Origin of the sequence: Pontibacter qinzhouensis (assembly GCF_008017455.1) — a bacterium.
GTDB classification, from domain to species: Bacteria; Bacteroidota; Bacteroidia; order Cytophagales; family Hymenobacteraceae; genus Pontibacter; species Pontibacter qinzhouensis.
In genome coordinates, this window is sequence record NZ_VRTY01000125.1 from 1 (window position 1) to 15,366 (window position 15,366).

General features: G+C 48.5%; 12 protein-coding genes. 6 read left to right on the top strand and 6 right to left on the bottom strand.

The features are described 5' to 3' along the window. Window positions 1-410: 410 nt before the first annotated feature. Window positions 411-626 carry a hypothetical protein gene (locus FVR03_RS21550; RefSeq protein ID WP_147923848.1) on the bottom strand — a complete coding sequence of 72 codons (216 nt, stop codon included), beginning with the start codon at window positions 624-626 and terminating at the stop codon, window positions 411-413. A 243-nt stretch (window positions 627-869) separates the two neighbouring features. Between FVR03_RS21550 and FVR03_RS21555 the strand changes: the two genes are divergently transcribed. The 5 genes from FVR03_RS21555 (at window position 870) to FVR03_RS21575 (ending at window position 6,557) form a co-directional block, all read left to right on the top strand. Next, complete coding sequence (locus FVR03_RS21555) at window positions 870-1,886, top strand: LacI family DNA-binding transcriptional regulator (protein WP_147923849.1); 1,017 nt, start codon at window positions 870-872, stop codon at window positions 1,884-1,886. 14 nt (window positions 1,887-1,900) lie between these two features. Then, a complete protein-coding gene (locus FVR03_RS21560) occupies window positions 1,901-3,103 on the top strand; it encodes an iron-containing alcohol dehydrogenase (protein WP_222707290.1) in 1,203 nt (400 codons plus the stop codon). Window positions 3,104-3,392: 289 nt separating this feature from the next. Continuing rightward, window positions 3,393-4,334 (top strand): dihydrodipicolinate synthase family protein, encoded by a 942-nt coding sequence (locus FVR03_RS21565; protein ID WP_147923850.1) that lies wholly within the window; start codon window positions 3,393-3,395, stop codon window positions 4,332-4,334. After that, the gene (gene pdxA, locus FVR03_RS21570; protein WP_147923851.1) at window positions 4,327-5,382 is read left to right on the top strand and encodes a 4-hydroxythreonine-4-phosphate dehydrogenase PdxA; all 1,056 of its coding nucleotides are present in this window, start codon (window positions 4,327-4,329) and stop codon (window positions 5,380-5,382) included. The genes FVR03_RS21565 and pdxA overlap by 8 nt, the downstream gene beginning before the upstream one ends. Then, window positions 5,379-6,557: a four-carbon acid sugar kinase family protein gene (locus tag FVR03_RS21575; protein WP_147923852.1), complete on the top strand. Its 1,179-nt coding sequence runs from the start codon at window positions 5,379-5,381 to the stop codon at window positions 6,555-6,557. The genes pdxA and FVR03_RS21575 overlap by 4 nt, the downstream gene beginning before the upstream one ends. Before the next feature lie 257 nt (window positions 6,558-6,814). Here FVR03_RS21575 and FVR03_RS21580 read toward each other — a convergent pair whose 3' ends face one another. From FVR03_RS21580 to FVR03_RS21600, 5 genes are all read right to left on the bottom strand, one after another. Further along, window positions 6,815-7,294 carry a hypothetical protein gene (locus tag FVR03_RS21580; protein WP_147923853.1) on the bottom strand — a complete coding sequence of 160 codons (480 nt, stop codon included), beginning with the start codon at window positions 7,292-7,294 and terminating at the stop codon, window positions 6,815-6,817. A 266-nt stretch (window positions 7,295-7,560) separates the two neighbouring features. Continuing rightward, entirely contained in the window at window positions 7,561-8,409 is an 849-nt protein-coding gene (locus FVR03_RS21585; RefSeq protein ID WP_147923854.1) for a transglutaminase-like domain-containing protein, read from the bottom strand. 214 nt (window positions 8,410-8,623) lie between these two features. Beyond that, complete coding sequence (locus FVR03_RS21590; protein WP_147923855.1) at window positions 8,624-10,252, bottom strand: acyl-CoA carboxylase subunit beta; 1,629 nt, start codon at window positions 10,250-10,252, stop codon at window positions 8,624-8,626. A 227-nt stretch (window positions 10,253-10,479) separates the two neighbouring features. Further along, entirely contained in the window at window positions 10,480-11,514 is a 1,035-nt protein-coding gene (locus FVR03_RS21595) for an MlaD family protein (protein ID WP_147923856.1), read from the bottom strand. Between the two features lie 24 nt (window positions 11,515-11,538). Next, window positions 11,539-12,321 carry an N-acetylmuramoyl-L-alanine amidase family protein gene (locus FVR03_RS21600; protein ID WP_147923857.1) on the bottom strand — a complete coding sequence of 261 codons (783 nt, stop codon included), beginning with the start codon at window positions 12,319-12,321 and terminating at the stop codon, window positions 11,539-11,541. A gap of 105 nt (window positions 12,322-12,426) precedes the next feature. On the opposite strand from FVR03_RS21600, the gene FVR03_RS21605 reads away from it, so the two are divergent. After that, window positions 12,427-15,108, top strand: coding sequence for a putative LPS assembly protein LptD (locus FVR03_RS21605; RefSeq protein ID WP_147923858.1), 2,682 nt, complete (start codon window positions 12,427-12,429; stop codon window positions 15,106-15,108). The last annotated feature ends 258 nt before the right edge of the window (window positions 15,109-15,366 follow it).

Consider the following 15,366-nt stretch of genomic DNA (forward strand, 5'->3'; position numbering starts at 1 on the left):
TAGATTTAAAGGTTGCGAACAGGTTCATCATGATTTATAGTGATTTTATTTTTTGCTTCAGAGATTTTAGCGGCACTTACAGCAAGCGGGCCTGCTTCTTTTACTGCGGTTGTATCAGGCAGTTTATTTATATATGAAAACGTTATTCATTGCAAATATAAGAAATAACTTACTAGCGTTTGTGCTTTTTCTTCTCAAATAATTATAGAATATTAGCATGGGTACAAACCTAAGAACTACAGCCTCTCTGCCTGTTGAGGCGACAAGCAGAAACAAAAGACCAGGAGCTTTCCAGGAAAGTAAAAATCTGTTTACAAGAAGGTTAGCTATTCAGACCACTATTTTTCAGGCATAAATTACCTTTTGATCAAAAGCTACAGAAACAATATGGAGCCAACTATTTTTCTTCGTTAAAATACTAGAAGGATCAGCAGGCAACCAATCTGTTTCTTTCCTGTTCCCGATGGCATTTTCTTTTCAACTGGTTCAAAGGTAACGTGCAGGAACTTCAAAATAAATGAGATCCTGTTCAACCCCGACGAAACGAGTACCAATCGGGAATAATCCACCCTGAAAGAGAAATACCACGGCAACGAAACGGCGGCTCCCTCTGGTGCCACTCCCATTCAGAACCAGCTTTAGAAACCGAATTATTTAAATGAAAACACCCTTCCAAAGCCTTTTTATGCCGCGTCGGTCCAAGGGTATAAGCCAATGCCTGGCAGAAAGACTTTTATTTCAGAAAACATTTTTATACCTTTCTGCTTGTAAACGTTTTCATAAGTTCTGTTAACTGCTTTGTAACTATTAAAGAAACATAGCGCTTAATATATGAAATCGTTTACAACCTACCGAAGCCTAGTATTTAAATGACCAAACTCACCGATGTAGCCAAAGCAGCAGGCGTTTCTATTGCCACTGTTTCGAGGGTGCTCAACAACCCCGGTTCGGTAAATGCGGACACACAGCAAAAGGTGCAGCAGGCCATCCGCTCCCTTAACTACAAACCCAGCCGGGTAGCACAGCGGCTCCGGAGCAAAGGCGGCAACAGCAAAATTATCGGGCTGGTACTCCCCGACATTCAGAACCCTTTTTATGTAGATGTGATCAGGGGGGTGGAAGAGGCAATGTACGAGAAAGGCTACGCTGCCATTATGTGCAACTTTGCCCAAAACGAAGATAAAGAGCGGCTCTACCTCGACATATTACAGTCGGAGTCGATTGATGGGTTAATTGTGGCTCCTGTTCATGGGCGCGACCAGAAGGTTGCCAACATGGTACTGAGCGGCCTGCCCATTATTTGCATAGACCGGGGCCTTACAGGGGTAGAAGCAGACGTGGTATTAGTAGACAACCAGCAGGGAGCATTTGATGCCATTAGCCACCTGATCAAGCTGGGGCACCAGCGCATTGCATACATATCTGGCCTGCCCCAAATACCTACCAGCAAAGCACGTCTTGCTGGTTACGAGGCCGCTTTTAAAGAGCACGGCCTGCCAGTAGACGAAACACTTATTAAATACGGCGACTCCAAACACGAAAGCGGCATGCGCCTGACAGCGGAGTTGCTGGACCTACCCACACCTCCTACAGCCTTGTTTACCGGCAACAACCTGATTACACTGGGCGCCCTGGAAACAATACACAGCCGGGGAGTAAAAATTCCGGAGGAAATAGCGCTGGTGGGCTTCGACGATATGTACTGGTCTATTTCGCTGAACCCGCCGCTCACGGCTGTTCGGCAGCCGGGCTTCGAGATGGGGCAACGTGCCGCCGAATTACTTTTTCAGCGCATAAAAGACCCGGCCCGGCCAACTGTAAAAGTAGTGTTCGACGCAACCCTGCAGGTGCGAAGTTCCTGTGGTGCTGCAGCCAAAAATTCTTAACCATGATCTCTCCTATGAAAAAGATATTCACACAAGAAAGACAATTAGCTATGGAGCCATTGCAGGTTACAAACAAAGAAATGACGATCCAGTTTCCGGGGAAGCTGATTTTTGGAAAAGGAGTACTCGCTCAACTCGCTAACGAAATAAGCGGCCTCGGCTGTTCTCGTGTGCTGATCGTAACGCTTACCCCACTTCTGCCCCGGCTGGAAGAACTGATACAGCAACTCAACGACCAGGGCATCAGCACCACCCTAGATACCAGCATTGTGCAGGAGCCTACTTTCCGCGATTTTGAGCAACTGATGGAGCAGGCTCAGCAGGCCGACCCCGAAGTAGTGGTAGGCATTGGCGGTGGCAGCGTGCTCGATGTAGCCAAACTGGTGGCAGCCCAGCTCGGCAACGACCAGACCCTGCAGGAGATCGTAGGCATCGGCAACCTGAAGGGCCGCAGCCGAAAACTGATCTGCCTGCCCGCCACAGCTGGCACAGGTAGTGAAGTGTCGCCAAACGCCATCCTCCTCGACGATACCGACAACCAGAAAAAAGGCATCATCAGTCCGTTCCTGCTACCCGATATTGTGTATGTAGATCCTCTGTTAACCATGACCGTGCCGGCTCACATTACGGCTGTTACCGGCCTCGATGCCCTGACCCATTGCCTGGAAGCTTATACAAACAAATTTTCGCAGCCTTTTATCGATATGTTTGCACTCGAAGGAGTGCGCCTGATTGCGGCTAACCTGGTAAAGGCGGTGCAGAACGGCGAGGATGAGGAGGCCCGCACGCACGTAGCCATGGGCAGTATGTTGGGCGGTTTCTGCCTTGGCCCGGTAAATACAGCCGGTGTGCACGCGCTGGCCTACCCGCTTGGCAGCATGTTCCATTTGGCGCATGGCCTGAGCAATGCTTTGCTGCTGCCTTATGTGATGGAGTTTAACCTGCCTGCTGCTCCGGAGCGTTTTGCTGCCATAGCCGTGGCACTTGGCTGCACCCCAGGCAGCAACCACCAGGAGACAGCTCAGAAAGGAATTGCTAAAATCAGGTCTATTATAAAGCAATGTGGAGCACCTGCCCGGCTTCGCGAGGTAAACATTCCACAAGACGCTATTCTCCCAATGGCCCAGGATGCCATGAAAATAACCCGGCTCCTGAAAAACAACCCCCGCCCTATTTCAGTGATCGATGCTGTGGATATTTACACTGCGGCGTATTAGTGCTGCGCCTAATTATAAATTAGAAACCAGAAATTTTGAAGGAACAAGGGAGGAAGAAATCAGGCCTCACGAAGGCTTCGTGAAAGGTAAATGCTTATTGAGAAAATGCAGCATGCTGAGATAAAAAGTATTCTCTCATGCATTCATTCAAAATCCCTCTCACACAACCATTTAACAATCAGCAACTAACAATCAATAATTAAATTATTCTAATAAAAAAGGCCTTCCAGAGCTTTTTAAGGCTGATAACATCCAAGGGCTTTACGAATACGAAACAAATCAACCTGTTATGAAACAGAAAAAGAAATACCAGGGCGTAATTGTGCCTGTAGTGACACCACTTACTGCCGATTACCAGCTCGACCATAAAGCCGTAGATCAGATACTGGCTAATTTCAGGCAGCACGACACCAAGCCGTTTATTCTTGGCACCACAGGTGAGGCAGCCTCTATTCCTTTCTCGGTGAAAGAAGACTATATAAAGTATGTAGGCAAGAGTAAACAGGCGGGCGAAACGTTTTATGCCGGCATTGCGGCTAACGTGCTGCAGGAATCGGTGGAGCTGGCAAAGCGCTGCCACGATGCAGGTATTGATGTAGTAGCCGCTAACCTCCCCTCCTACTATGCCCTCAGCGAGGACCAGATGCTGCGCTATTTCGAACAACTGGCTGATCAGTCGCCGGCACCGCTCATTATTTATAACATACCAGCTACTACGCACATGTTTATACCGCTGCCTGTGCTCGACAAACTGAGCCAGCACGAAAACATTGTGGGCGTAAAGGACTCAGAACGAAGCGAGGAGCGGATGCAGGAATCGCTGCGTTTGTGGACTGGCCGTGAGGACTTCAGTTATTTTCTGGGGTGGGCAGCGCAGTCAGCGGAGTGCCTGTTCAGAGGAGGCGATGGCCTGATTCCGAGCACCGGCAACTTCATTCCAGGCATATATAAGGAGCTGTACCAGGCGGTGGAGCAGGGCAACCGCGAGAAAGCATTTGAGCTACAAAAGCATTCCGACCAGTTAGGAGCTGTTTACCAGGCTGGCCGCACCCTGGGGCAATCGTTGTGGGCGCTGAAGGTGCTCATGCAGGAAGCAGGCCTTTGCCAGCCGCACATGATGCCACCACTCACCGCAGGCACCGAGGCAGAGGCAGCTGCCTTAGTCCAGAGCCTCAAAGAACTTATCTCAAAAGAAAATATCCACTTTACTAGCACCAACTCATATGCCTAATAAACCGATCATTGGAGTAACCATGGGCGACCCGGCCAGCATTGGTCCCGAAATCGCCGTAAAAGCATTGTTAGATCAGAACATCCACGCCATCTGTAAACCCCTTGTTGTAGGCGATGCAAAGGTTTTTCAGCACATTATAGATAAGCTGGGTTTACAAGCCCGCATACACGCCATTCAGGATGTGAAGGACGCAAAATTTACATTTGGAGAAATTGATGTGTTCGACCTGCAGAACGTTGACCTGGCGCAGCTGCAGTTTGGCGAAATTTCGGCAATGGCCGGCGAAGCCTCTTTTAGAGCCGTAGAAAAAGTAATTCAGCTGGCGCTTGCCAACGAAATAGATGGTACAGTAACAGGCCCGATCAATAAGAAATCGATTAACGAAGCCGGGCACCACTTTGCTGGCCACACCGAAATCTACGCCCACTACACCAACACGAAGAAGTATGCCATGCTTTTGTCGGAAGATTTTCTGCGGGTAATCCACGTGTCTACGCACGTATCGTTGCGCCAGGCCTGCGACAACGTTAAAAAAGACCGCATACTGGAAGTAACAGAGCTGCTGCAAAACGGCTTGAAACAACTGGGCATCGAAAACCTGAAAATCGGTATTGCCGGCCTTAACCCACATGCTGGTGACTCCGGTTTGTTTGGAACAGAAGAAGCAGAAGAAATTTTGCCAGCGGTAGAAGAAGCCCTCCGTTTGGGTTACGATGTTGAAGGTCCCGTTCCGGCCGATACCATGTTCTCTAAGGCAGCCACCGGTTATTATGGCGGTGTAGTGGCCATGTACCACGACCAGGGCCACATTCCGTTCAAGCTGTCGGGTTTTAAATGGAATGCCGAGAAAAAGCAGATGGACAGCGTGAAAGGTGTCAACATTACGATGGGCCTGCCCATTATCCGCACCTCCGTAGACCACGGCACCGCCTTCGAGATTGCCGGAAAAGGCGTTGCAAGCCCCGATGCCATGGTACTAGCCATTGAGCACGCCGTACAGCTGGCAAAATATAAGTTAGCAGAAAAATCAGCCGTTCCTTCATGATTGCAGTAGTTGCAGATGATTTAACAGGCGCGGCAGAGTTGGGCGGCATCGGGTTGCGCTACAACCTGAAGGTAGAGATAAACGCTGTCGTGAACCCGCAATCGCGGGCAGACCTGCTGATTATTTCTACCAATACCCGCTCCAAACCCAAGGCCGAGGCCGTGCAAGACATGGTAAAGGTAACCAAAGAGCTGCTGCAGCTGAGGCCAACTTTTATATTTAAGAAAGTAGACTCGGTGCTGCGGGGGCATGTGCTGGCCGAAATGGAGGCACAACTGCAGGTGCTGCAGGTGCAGCGAGCCTTGCTTGTGCCGGCAAATCCGGCGCTGGGCAGGGTGCTAAGCAACGGCGAATACCTGGTGCAGGGGCAGCCCATTCACGAAACCAGCTTCTCGCATGATCCTGAGTTTCCGGTTAGCACCTCGTCTGTGGCAGGCATGTTAGGTGCTGGCAGGCATCCTTTGTACGTGCAGCAACACCAGGCTGCCTTACCAGCCGCAGGTATTGTAGTAGGAGAAGCCACCAACACAGCAGACCTGCAAGCCTGGGCAAAGCTAACAGACAACAAAACGTTTGCCGCTGGTGCTTCAGGCTTCTTCACCGCCCTGCTCGATAAGCTGTTTCCTGCAGCGGCTGCACCACCAACAGCAGCAACTGGCAGCTTTGGTTCATCAGCCTTGTATGTGAGTGGCACCACTTTTGGCAAAAGTCGTGAGACGATTCAGGAGGTAAAAGAGAATGGAGGGCCTGTTTGTTATATGCCCGCTGCCATTGCCCGTGCCGCAACTCCTACCCCTGCGGCCTACACAGCATGGAGCCAGGAAATTGTAAGCTGCCTTCAGGTATCAGGTAAAGCCATTATAGCTATTGCCGCCGAAACAACAACAGGCACAGCGGTAAGTGCAGAAGATCTACGAAAAAAAACGGCCAAGGTGGTGCAGCTGGTTTTTGCGCAAACAGACCTGCAGGAACTGGTGCTCGAAGGAGGCGCAACTGCCTTTGCCATACTAAAGGAATTAAATTTTCAGGAGTTTTACCCGATCCGGGAACTTGCACCCGGCGTCATCCGGATGCAGGTGGGTGCCAAATCTACCCTCTGCCTCACCCTTAAACCCGGCAGCTACGCCTGGGGCTCCGACATCTGGAACTTCAGCAGCGAAAAAGCGAAGGTGTAGGAAGCAGAAGCGTGGCCGTTTCTAAAATGGCAGCTTCAGCAATAGCTGCGTTTAGGTTTTTACTGCTTCAACTCAAGCAGGCGGCCTTTCTGGTTTTAGAACTGGAAAGGCCGCCTGCTGTTTTGGTCATTTTCAGCTTGGTCCATGGAAATTGTCTTACACCGGATGGGCAAAATTTTTCTACCCCAGCCTTTCAAGATTTAATTCAACGGTCATTGAATAAACGACGGGCAAGCCTTTCGGCCGAAGGCTGCCGTTTATGCCTTGTTACCTGTTTTTTTTCTACCAAATTCAAATTCGCTAATTAATTTTCCAAGAAGGGAGGCATCTTCTTTTGTGATACTCCCTTCTTGTTCAGCTGGAACAATTGAGTCAACAGCTAATTCATATTCGATCCTTCCTCGTATTTTTCCTCTATCAAGTATTTTGCGAAGCTGATCTTCTCTTTTATAACCTAAATTCTCTTCATTTACTTTTTCCCAAAAACTGTCCACCGCTTCACCTTTTGATTCTTGAAAGAAAGTCAATATATCATTGACAATATACTTTAAAGACGCAAGTTTCCTAAATCCTGGCAATGGATTCAATGCACTTTCTTTATAATCTTTATATACTTTCACAAATTGATTTACCTGAGAATCAGTAAAACCAGGGGGTGGAGTTTTCATGAACGCCTCAATCGCAATATCTATCGCTCTAGCCACTTTTTCAGCCTCTAAAGTATAATCCTTTTTCATTATCTATAAATTGCGGGTAACTACCAAAAAAAACAAATATCCGGTTTATCTGCACTATGGCTTGAAGTTATGAAATTCAATTTAATACTGCCTCAGAAGAATTCCATTACAGATAACCTTTAAATTATACTGCCAAGTAAGATAAAGAACCATATCATGACTTTAAGAATAAACTACTAAAATTTCTAGGCGCTAATATAAATCTTCCACAAAGAAAAAGCCGCCCTGGTTACAGAACGGCCTTCTTTACTCGATGCCTGCAACAGCTACACCACCGGATCATTGTCGGTAATGGCGGTGAGCAGTTTGGTGACTTCTGCGGCTTTTTCTAAGTCGTCCATCTTCTCGAAGGAGAAAGCCAGGTTGCGCAGGGCTCGTTTTATGATCTCCAGGTTCGGGCAGGGGTCGTAAAAAATATCGACCGGGTTCAGGTTCAGCTGCAGAATGTAGTTGTCGATATCGGTTTTAGACAAGACCAGGCCTTTGTTGTACACGTTTATGTAGAACTGCACGCTGTCTTGTTTATAAGTCAGGATGAACAGGTTGGGCAGATTTACGCCGTACACCGGCATGCCAAGCTTCTGGGCAATGGTCATGTAAATAACGCAGAGCGTAAGCGGGTTACCACGCTTTGTCTCCAGGGCCAGGTGCAGCATAGAGTTGGCTGGCGAATGGAAGTTCTTGGTATTGGCCGAAAATTTCTTCTCCCGGAAAAGCACATGGTTGAGCGCTTTCACCTGGTCGTAAGGGTGCATTTCTTCCTGCATGCTGGCCCAGGCATCAAAATAAAGCTGCTCTATTCCCTTCACCAACGTCGCTTTCTCCACATCGGGGTACAGGTAGGAGTTCACGAGCCACATGCCTTCCAGCAAATCTTCTGCCCCGGTCTCCTTCCACTCCTTGAGCCTGGCCAGCAGCCCTTCGTATTGCAGGCTATGAATCAGGTCCTCTATCCGTTTCTGAACATCGGCATCCAGGGTTTCCTCCCACTCCTCTTCCAGGAAAGGAATAATGCTGACACCCAAGGCCACTATTTGCTCTTCTACATGCGTCGATACCTCATGGTCCGGATCTTCCAGGAGCGAAATCAACGCCTTTATCTCATTTTTAGTCACTCTTTCGCTTTTGAATTGAAATGCAAAATTAGAAATTTGAAAACACAGTTAGGAGCTGCGCCAAATATAAAATTAGAAATTCAAAATTAGTGATTTTTGAAATCTGATTCCAGATAACAAGCAACATCTAACCAACTGCAACCAAATTATTCAAATAAAAACAGCCTTCAGAAGCAAAAATCAGGTTTAGAGGTCAAGGGTTGAATAGGCCGTATCAGGTCTGGATAACACCTACGTTGTACGGCTTTTCTATAGGAGCGTGGTTAGCAGCCTCTATGCCCATCGATATTACTTTTCGGGTTTCCAGCGGATCGATAATACCATCTACCCAAAGCCTGGCAGCTGCATAATAAGGCGATAGTTCTTCGTTATATTTTGCTGTGATTCTGTCAAGGAGCTCTTTTTCTGCTTCCGGTGTTATTTCCTCGCCTTTGGCTTTTAAGGCTGACACCTGAATCTGGAGCAAGGTTTTGGCTGCTGAGGCTCCGCTCATAACAGCCAGTTGCGCCGTTGGCCAGGCGTAGATCAGGCGCGGATCATAGGCTTTGCCGCACATGGCGTAGTTGCCGGCACCGTAGCTGTTACCGATCAGAATAGTGAATTTCGGCACCACGGAATTTGCCATGGCATTTACCATTTTAGCGCCATCTTTTATAATGCCGCCATGCTCGGCTTTGCTGCCCACCATAAACCCCGATACATCCTGCAGAAACACTAGCGGAATCTTTTTCTGGTTGCAGTTCATGATAAAACGGGCTGCTTTGTCGGCAGAGTCGGAGTAGATAACACCGCCCATCTGCATTTCGCCTTTCTTGCTTTTTACTATTTTGCGCTGGTTTGCCACAATGCCCACGGCCCAGCCATCTATGCGGGCCAAGCCGCAGATAAGCGTTTGGCCGTAGTGGTCTTTGTAAGGCTCGAACTCCGATTTATCGACAAGCCGCAGCACAATATCCATCATGTCGTAAGGCTTGGCGCGGTCGGCTGGCATAAGGCCGTAGAGTTCCTGCTCCGGCAGCCCTGGTTTTGCGGCCTCTGCCCGGTTAAAACCAGCCTTAGGGTTGTCACCCATTTTATCGAAAATGGCCCGAATCTGGTCTAGGCACTCTTTGTCGTTTTTGCATTTGTAGTCGGTAACGCCCGAAATCTCGCTGTGGGTGGTGGCACCGCCAAGAGTTTCGTTATCGATGGTTTCGCCGATGGCTGCTTTTACCAGGTAAGAACCAGCCAGAAAAATAGACCCTGTGCCTTCTACTATCAGGGCTTCGTCGCTCATAATGGGCAGGTAAGCGCCTCCTGCCACACAACTGCCCATAATAGCTGCAATTTGTACAATGCCCATAGCGCTCATAACGGCATTGTTGCGAAACATGCGCCCGAAATGTTCCTTGTCCGGAAAAATCTCGTCCTGCATCGGCAGAAACACACCGGCACTATCGACCAGGTACACAATCGGCAATTTGTTTTCGATGGCAATTTCCTGGGCGCGAAGGTTTTTCTTGGCCGTTATCGGGAACCAGGCACCTGCTTTTACGGTAGCGTCGTTAGCCACCACCACACACTGGCGACCTTTAATGTAGCCGATACCTGTTACCACACCGCCACTGGGGCAGCCGCCTACCTCCTGGTACATGCCGTCTCCGGCAAAAGCACCAATCTCCAGAAAATCAGCGTCTTCGTCCAGCAGGAAGGCCAGGCGTTCGCGGGCAGTCATTTTACCTTTTTCGTGTTCTTTCTGAATCCTTTTCTCGCCGCCGCCCAGGTAAACTCTCTTCAGTTTTGTTTGCAGCTGATACACCAGTTGCTTTAGTGCGTCTTCGTTTTTATTGAATTCGATATCCATGCAGAAGTATTAGATGTAGATGGTAATTGTTACGTGGAATGACTTTTTATTTAGCCTACCCTTGAGGCTTTTTTGAGCAAAAAGCTTCGGAAGGCCTTTTTCATTTGAATAATTTAACCCGGATACCCCTAAATAAAAAATCCGCGTGCGAAGCGGATCTTTCATTTGTGAGTACATATGCGTTCATCAGGAACCAGTGCAGCAGGTTGCCTGTTCAGGACTATTCTTTACTTTTCAGCAGACGTATCGGCTGGGGCAGGTTGTTTAAATTCCTGTGGGTGCTCGTCCTGCATTCCTTTTACTTCATCGAGTGTTATAACCCTGCCTGTAGCATCAACAGTATACTTGTCTTTGCGGCCAATGACCGAGAAGCTCACATAGCGTTTCGGGTTGGTTTGGATATCGCGGAGCAGCAGGTTCAGCGATTCGGTGGAGCGGCTCATGTTACGGTAAAGCGCCTCGTCGTTCATAAGCTTCCCGAGGGAGCCCTGGTCAGAGTTTAGTTTTGCAACAGTAGCCTGCAGTTCAGTAACAGCGGAGTTGGCATTGTTCACCAGGGACCTTATTTCTACTTGCTTCAGCGTATCGGTTATTTCGGCCATGTTACCGGCCAGCTTATTTATGTTGCGCTCGGTCTGCTTAAGTGAGCTGGTAAGCTGCACCAGGTTTGCCGTAATAAGCTCTATGTTACGCTGGTTCATGTGCAGAATATCGTTTACGGCAGCGGTAGTCTCTTTCACGTTCACCAGAATGTCCTGCACGTTGCCTTTGGCCTCACTATCGAGGAGGCGATTTATACGGGCAAGGGTGGTATCTACTTTGTCTATTACTGGCACCGATTTAGACGAGAGCATATCGGTAATGCTGCTTTCTTTGTACGCAAACAGCCGTTCGCCGCCTTTGTAGACTTTGGAGCTGTTGCCAAGGTACAGCTTAATGGCCTTGCTGCCTAAAAGATCGGAGTTAGCAAGGCTGGCGATAGTGGAGTCTCCGATCTGCAGCTCTTTTATGACCTCTATCTCAACCATAATGGAGTTTCCTTCTTTCAGCAACAGTTGCATATCCTGCACTCTGCCTATGTTTATGCCATTGAGCAGCACAGGGTTCGAAACAGTAAGGCCGTCTACATTATCATATACAACGTAGTAAGTCTTGGTGCTGGAAAAAAGATCTGCTCCCTTCAGAAACATGTATCCGAAGTACAATATAACAAGTGCAGCTATTCCGAGTAGCGCAACTTTAATTTCTTTTGATATTCTCACGTAAGGGGGTGTTTGGCTTAAGAATTAGTTCATAGCCTCCAATTCCTGTTTGTATTCTTTGAAGGCCCGATATATACCTGATGCCATATACGTCTGCCCTGATTTATCGTTAAGAAATTTTTCTTCGGCCGGGTTGGTCAGGAAGCCGCATTCTATCAGCACACTGGGCATAAACGATTTCCAGAGAACCAGAAACGGTGCCTGCTTTACTCCCCGGCTGTTCCGGCCTACCCTATCTTTGAATTCGCGCTCTACTTTGTCGGCAAACCGGAGGCTGTTTTCCATGTAAGCGCTTTGGTGGAGCGAGAACAGGATGTGGCTCTGGGCAGAGTTCGGGTCGAAGCCATTGTAGTTTTCCTTGTAGTTGTCTTCCTGCAGAATTACAGCGTTTTCGCGTTTGGCTACCTGCAGATTACCTTCCGATTTCTGCAAACCCATGGCGTAGGTTTCGGTGCCAAAGGCAGTGGCAGGTCCGGCATTCAGGTGAATCGAGATAAACAAATCGGCATTGTTCTTGTTGGCAATTCCGGCACGGTCTATCAGCTCTACAAAGGTGTTGGTTTTCCGGGTGTAGATCACTTTAACGTCGGGCAGGTTTTTCTCAATGAGAGCCCCCACCTGCAGGGCCAGTTGCAGGGCCACATCAGCCTCATGCGACATTTTGCCGTTACAGCCTACATCTTTGCCGCCATGGCCGGCATCTATTACTACTGTGCGCAACTTGTAGGCCTTGCGGTACTCGAGTTTACCGGCACTACAAACCAGAAATAAAAATGCTAATACCGAAACAGTAACAATATTTTTCACAACTTTCGTTAGGTTAAAAGCTAAAACAATAACTTTGTACAAATTAAATAAAAACTTTAGAGAAGTCTGAAGAAGTTGCGCTACAAAATCTTTTATATACTGCTATTGCAGTTCATCACAATCGCTCCTTTCCTGGCATCGGCGCAGGAGGTGATCAGTCCGGCAACATTACCGCAGGACACCCTAACGGTCAGCCCTGACTCGGTGGCACTCGCTGCTCCACAAGGCGACATTCAGACCACTATCAAATACTCTGCCAGCGACTCTATTGTGCTGGAGGCGAACAACAAAATCGCGCACCTGTATGGCAATGCCAAAATAGAGTACGGCACCGTGTCGCTGGAGGCTGCCTATATCGAAATCAACTACGACACCCACGTACTTTCGGCCACACCAGCCACAGATTCAACAGGCAAAGAAATTGGAGTGCCCGTATTTAAGGACGGTGGCGAGACGTTTGCCGCGAAAAAAATAGCCTACAACATTAAAAGTAAAAAAGGCCTTATCTCTGAAGTAGTAACGCAGCAGGGCGAAGGATATATACACGGCGAGATCGTAAAAAGAAATGAGAAGAACGAATTCTCGGTGTTTCATGCCCAATATACGACATGTAACCTGGAGCACCCCCACTTTTACATAAATGCCTCCAAGATAAAAGCTATTCCGAACGAGAAAGTACTCTCCGGGCCTTTTAACCTGGTTATCGGCGACATACCCACACCGTTGGGCTTCGCATTTGGCTTGTTTCCTACGCCAAAACAAAACCGCTCCTCAGGCATACTGGTGCCCACCTTTGGCGAATCGCGTGCCCGTGGCTTTTTCCTGAGTAACGGTGGCTACTACCTGGCCCTGAACGACTACATCGGCACAAGCATTACCGGCGATATTTACTCGCTGGGCGGCTACAAGGTGAATATGAACAACTCGTACTTTAAGCGGTATGCCTACAATGGCAACCTTTCTATTGCCTACGACTATTTTAAAAACGACGAAGCTGATATAGAGCAGTCGCGGGCGGCAGCGGCAGGTGGCAGGCTGGCGTTACCGCCTACTACGCGCTCTATCTGGATTAACTGGAGCCACAGCCCGGTGCAGAAACCAGGCCGGGGCAGGTTCTCAGCCAACGTAAGTGCGGGTAGCTCGCTGTTTAACCGCGTAAACATGACCAGTTCCAGCAATTACCTCACACCTACGTTCACTTCCTCCATTAGCTACCAAAAAACAATACCGAACTCTCCTTTCAGTTACGGTATTACCTTACGTCAGTCACAACGAAACGGCGGCGCAACCACCGACCTGACGAAGCGAAGCCCTACCGTTATGAGCTTTGTATTGCCAGATGTAAACTTTGCCATGACCCAGATGAGTATTTTTGAAATGCTCACCAACAAAGTGCCTACCGGCGAGTGGTATGAGAAATTCACGTTCGGCTACAACGTGAACTTCCAAAACAATGTGGTAAACGAATACGGAACGCGCCCCGCCACCTTACAGGTTTTACCAGTAAACAGTTCCAGAGCATCTGCCGAAGTGTTTGGCGGCGGAGTAGACTCCACACGTGCTTTCCCGCTCAACTTCAACAACCTGGGAGCGCTCTGGCGTAATGGCCAGCGCCAGGCCAATCACAACTTCAGCATTGGCCTGGGTAACTACAAAGTAGCACGCCACTTTAACCTGACCCCAAGCGTTAACTACAGCGAGATCTGGACAGATGAGCGCTTTAGCTACACCTATGATGAAGCAACACGGACAGTACGCGTAGATACTGCCAACTTTGGCCGTGTGTACCAATATGGTGCAGGAGCCTCGCTGAGCACAAACATTTACGGAACAGTGCAGGTAAAAGGCAAGCGCGTAGAAGCCATTCGCCACGTGATGCGCCCGGCAGTTGCCTATGCCTTCAGTCCTAACTATGGTAGCAGCAGCTTCGATTATTATAGGGAGGTACAGATTGGGGTGACAGACACCATCACAAACAGACCAGTTTATGGCAGGGCCAGGCGTTTTACCAATGTGCCTACCGGTGGCTTGCAAAGCGGCCTCTCGTTTAACGTGCAGAACAACGTAGAAATGAAGGTGCGCAGTAAGAGCGACTCTACCTCCAATGCCTTCGAAAAAATAAGCCTGATCGATAACCTGGGAGCCAGCACCTTCTACAACTTCGCGGCCGACTCCTTTAAGCTCAGCAACATTAACCTGAACCTGAACACACGCCTGTTCAAAATCATCAATTTTACACTTACCTCGACCCTCGACCCGTATTTGTACAATACCGAAGGTCGCCGTATAAACAAATACGTAATGCCAAGGTTCTCGAACGCCAGTATGTCGTTGGGGGCCAGCCTGAATCCGGCTTCGCAGGGTGCCTCCGAAACGGCGCCACCTACCAACCTCCCTGCCTTGGAAGACGGCATCGGTATGCGGCAGAACCTGCCTTCTTACGTCGACTTTAAAATTCCGTGGACCTTAAGCATGGACTTTACACTGTACTACGCCAGGAGCCTTAATCCCAATGTAGCCAGCACACTCACAAAAAACTTTGGCTTTAACGGCTCCGTTAACCTGACCGACAAATGGAAAGTAGCCTATAATGCTTACTACGACTTTACGAATAACAACATTGCCAACGCCAGTCTGAACATACACCGCGACCTGCACTGCTGGGATATGAGCATTTCGTGGATACCGTTTGGCTTCATGCGTGGTTATAACCTGACTATCAACGCCCGCTCATCGCTGCTGCGCGACCTGCGCCTGACCAGGAACCGATCGGGTTGGAACCGATAAAAAAAGCCCCGCTTGCATGTGCAGATGGGGCTTTTCTTTTATAAGACACCTACCAACACTTGCCCAAAAGTTTATACTTACTACCACCTCCCCCACCCATGGCTGTAAACATTAATTTATAAGCTAAAATTGGTTTTAAAGCGCCTCGATTAAATTATTAAAAAGGCATTATCTGATTTAATTTAAAGCATTAGTGTCCAAACGTTGCTTTTTAAAATCGCCGTAAGTTTCTGTATTTAAGATAGTTAAATACTGTTT

What these genes read in the sequence shown, in the direction of transcription:
- FVR03_RS21550 (WP_147923848.1), bottom strand. Translation starts at nt 626, where the DNA reads ATGGGAGTGGCACCAGAGGGAGCCGCCGTTTCGTTGCCGTGGTATTTC.
- FVR03_RS21555 (WP_147923849.1), top strand. Translation starts at nt 870, where the DNA reads ATGACCAAACTCACCGATGTAGCCAAAGCAGCAGGCGTTTCTATTGCC.
- FVR03_RS21560 (WP_222707290.1), top strand. Translation starts at nt 1,901, where the DNA reads ATGAAAAAGATATTCACACAAGAAAGACAATTAGCTATGGAGCCATTG.
- FVR03_RS21565 (WP_147923850.1), top strand. Translation starts at nt 3,393, where the DNA reads ATGAAACAGAAAAAGAAATACCAGGGCGTAATTGTGCCTGTAGTGACA.
- pdxA (WP_147923851.1), top strand. Translation starts at nt 4,327, where the DNA reads ATGCCTAATAAACCGATCATTGGAGTAACCATGGGCGACCCGGCCAGC.
- FVR03_RS21575 (WP_147923852.1), top strand. Translation starts at nt 5,379, where the DNA reads ATGATTGCAGTAGTTGCAGATGATTTAACAGGCGCGGCAGAGTTGGGC.
- FVR03_RS21580 (WP_147923853.1), bottom strand. Translation starts at nt 7,294, where the DNA reads ATGAAAAAGGATTATACTTTAGAGGCTGAAAAAGTGGCTAGAGCGATA.
- FVR03_RS21590 (WP_147923855.1), bottom strand. Translation starts at nt 10,252, where the DNA reads ATGGATATCGAATTCAATAAAAACGAAGACGCACTAAAGCAACTGGTG.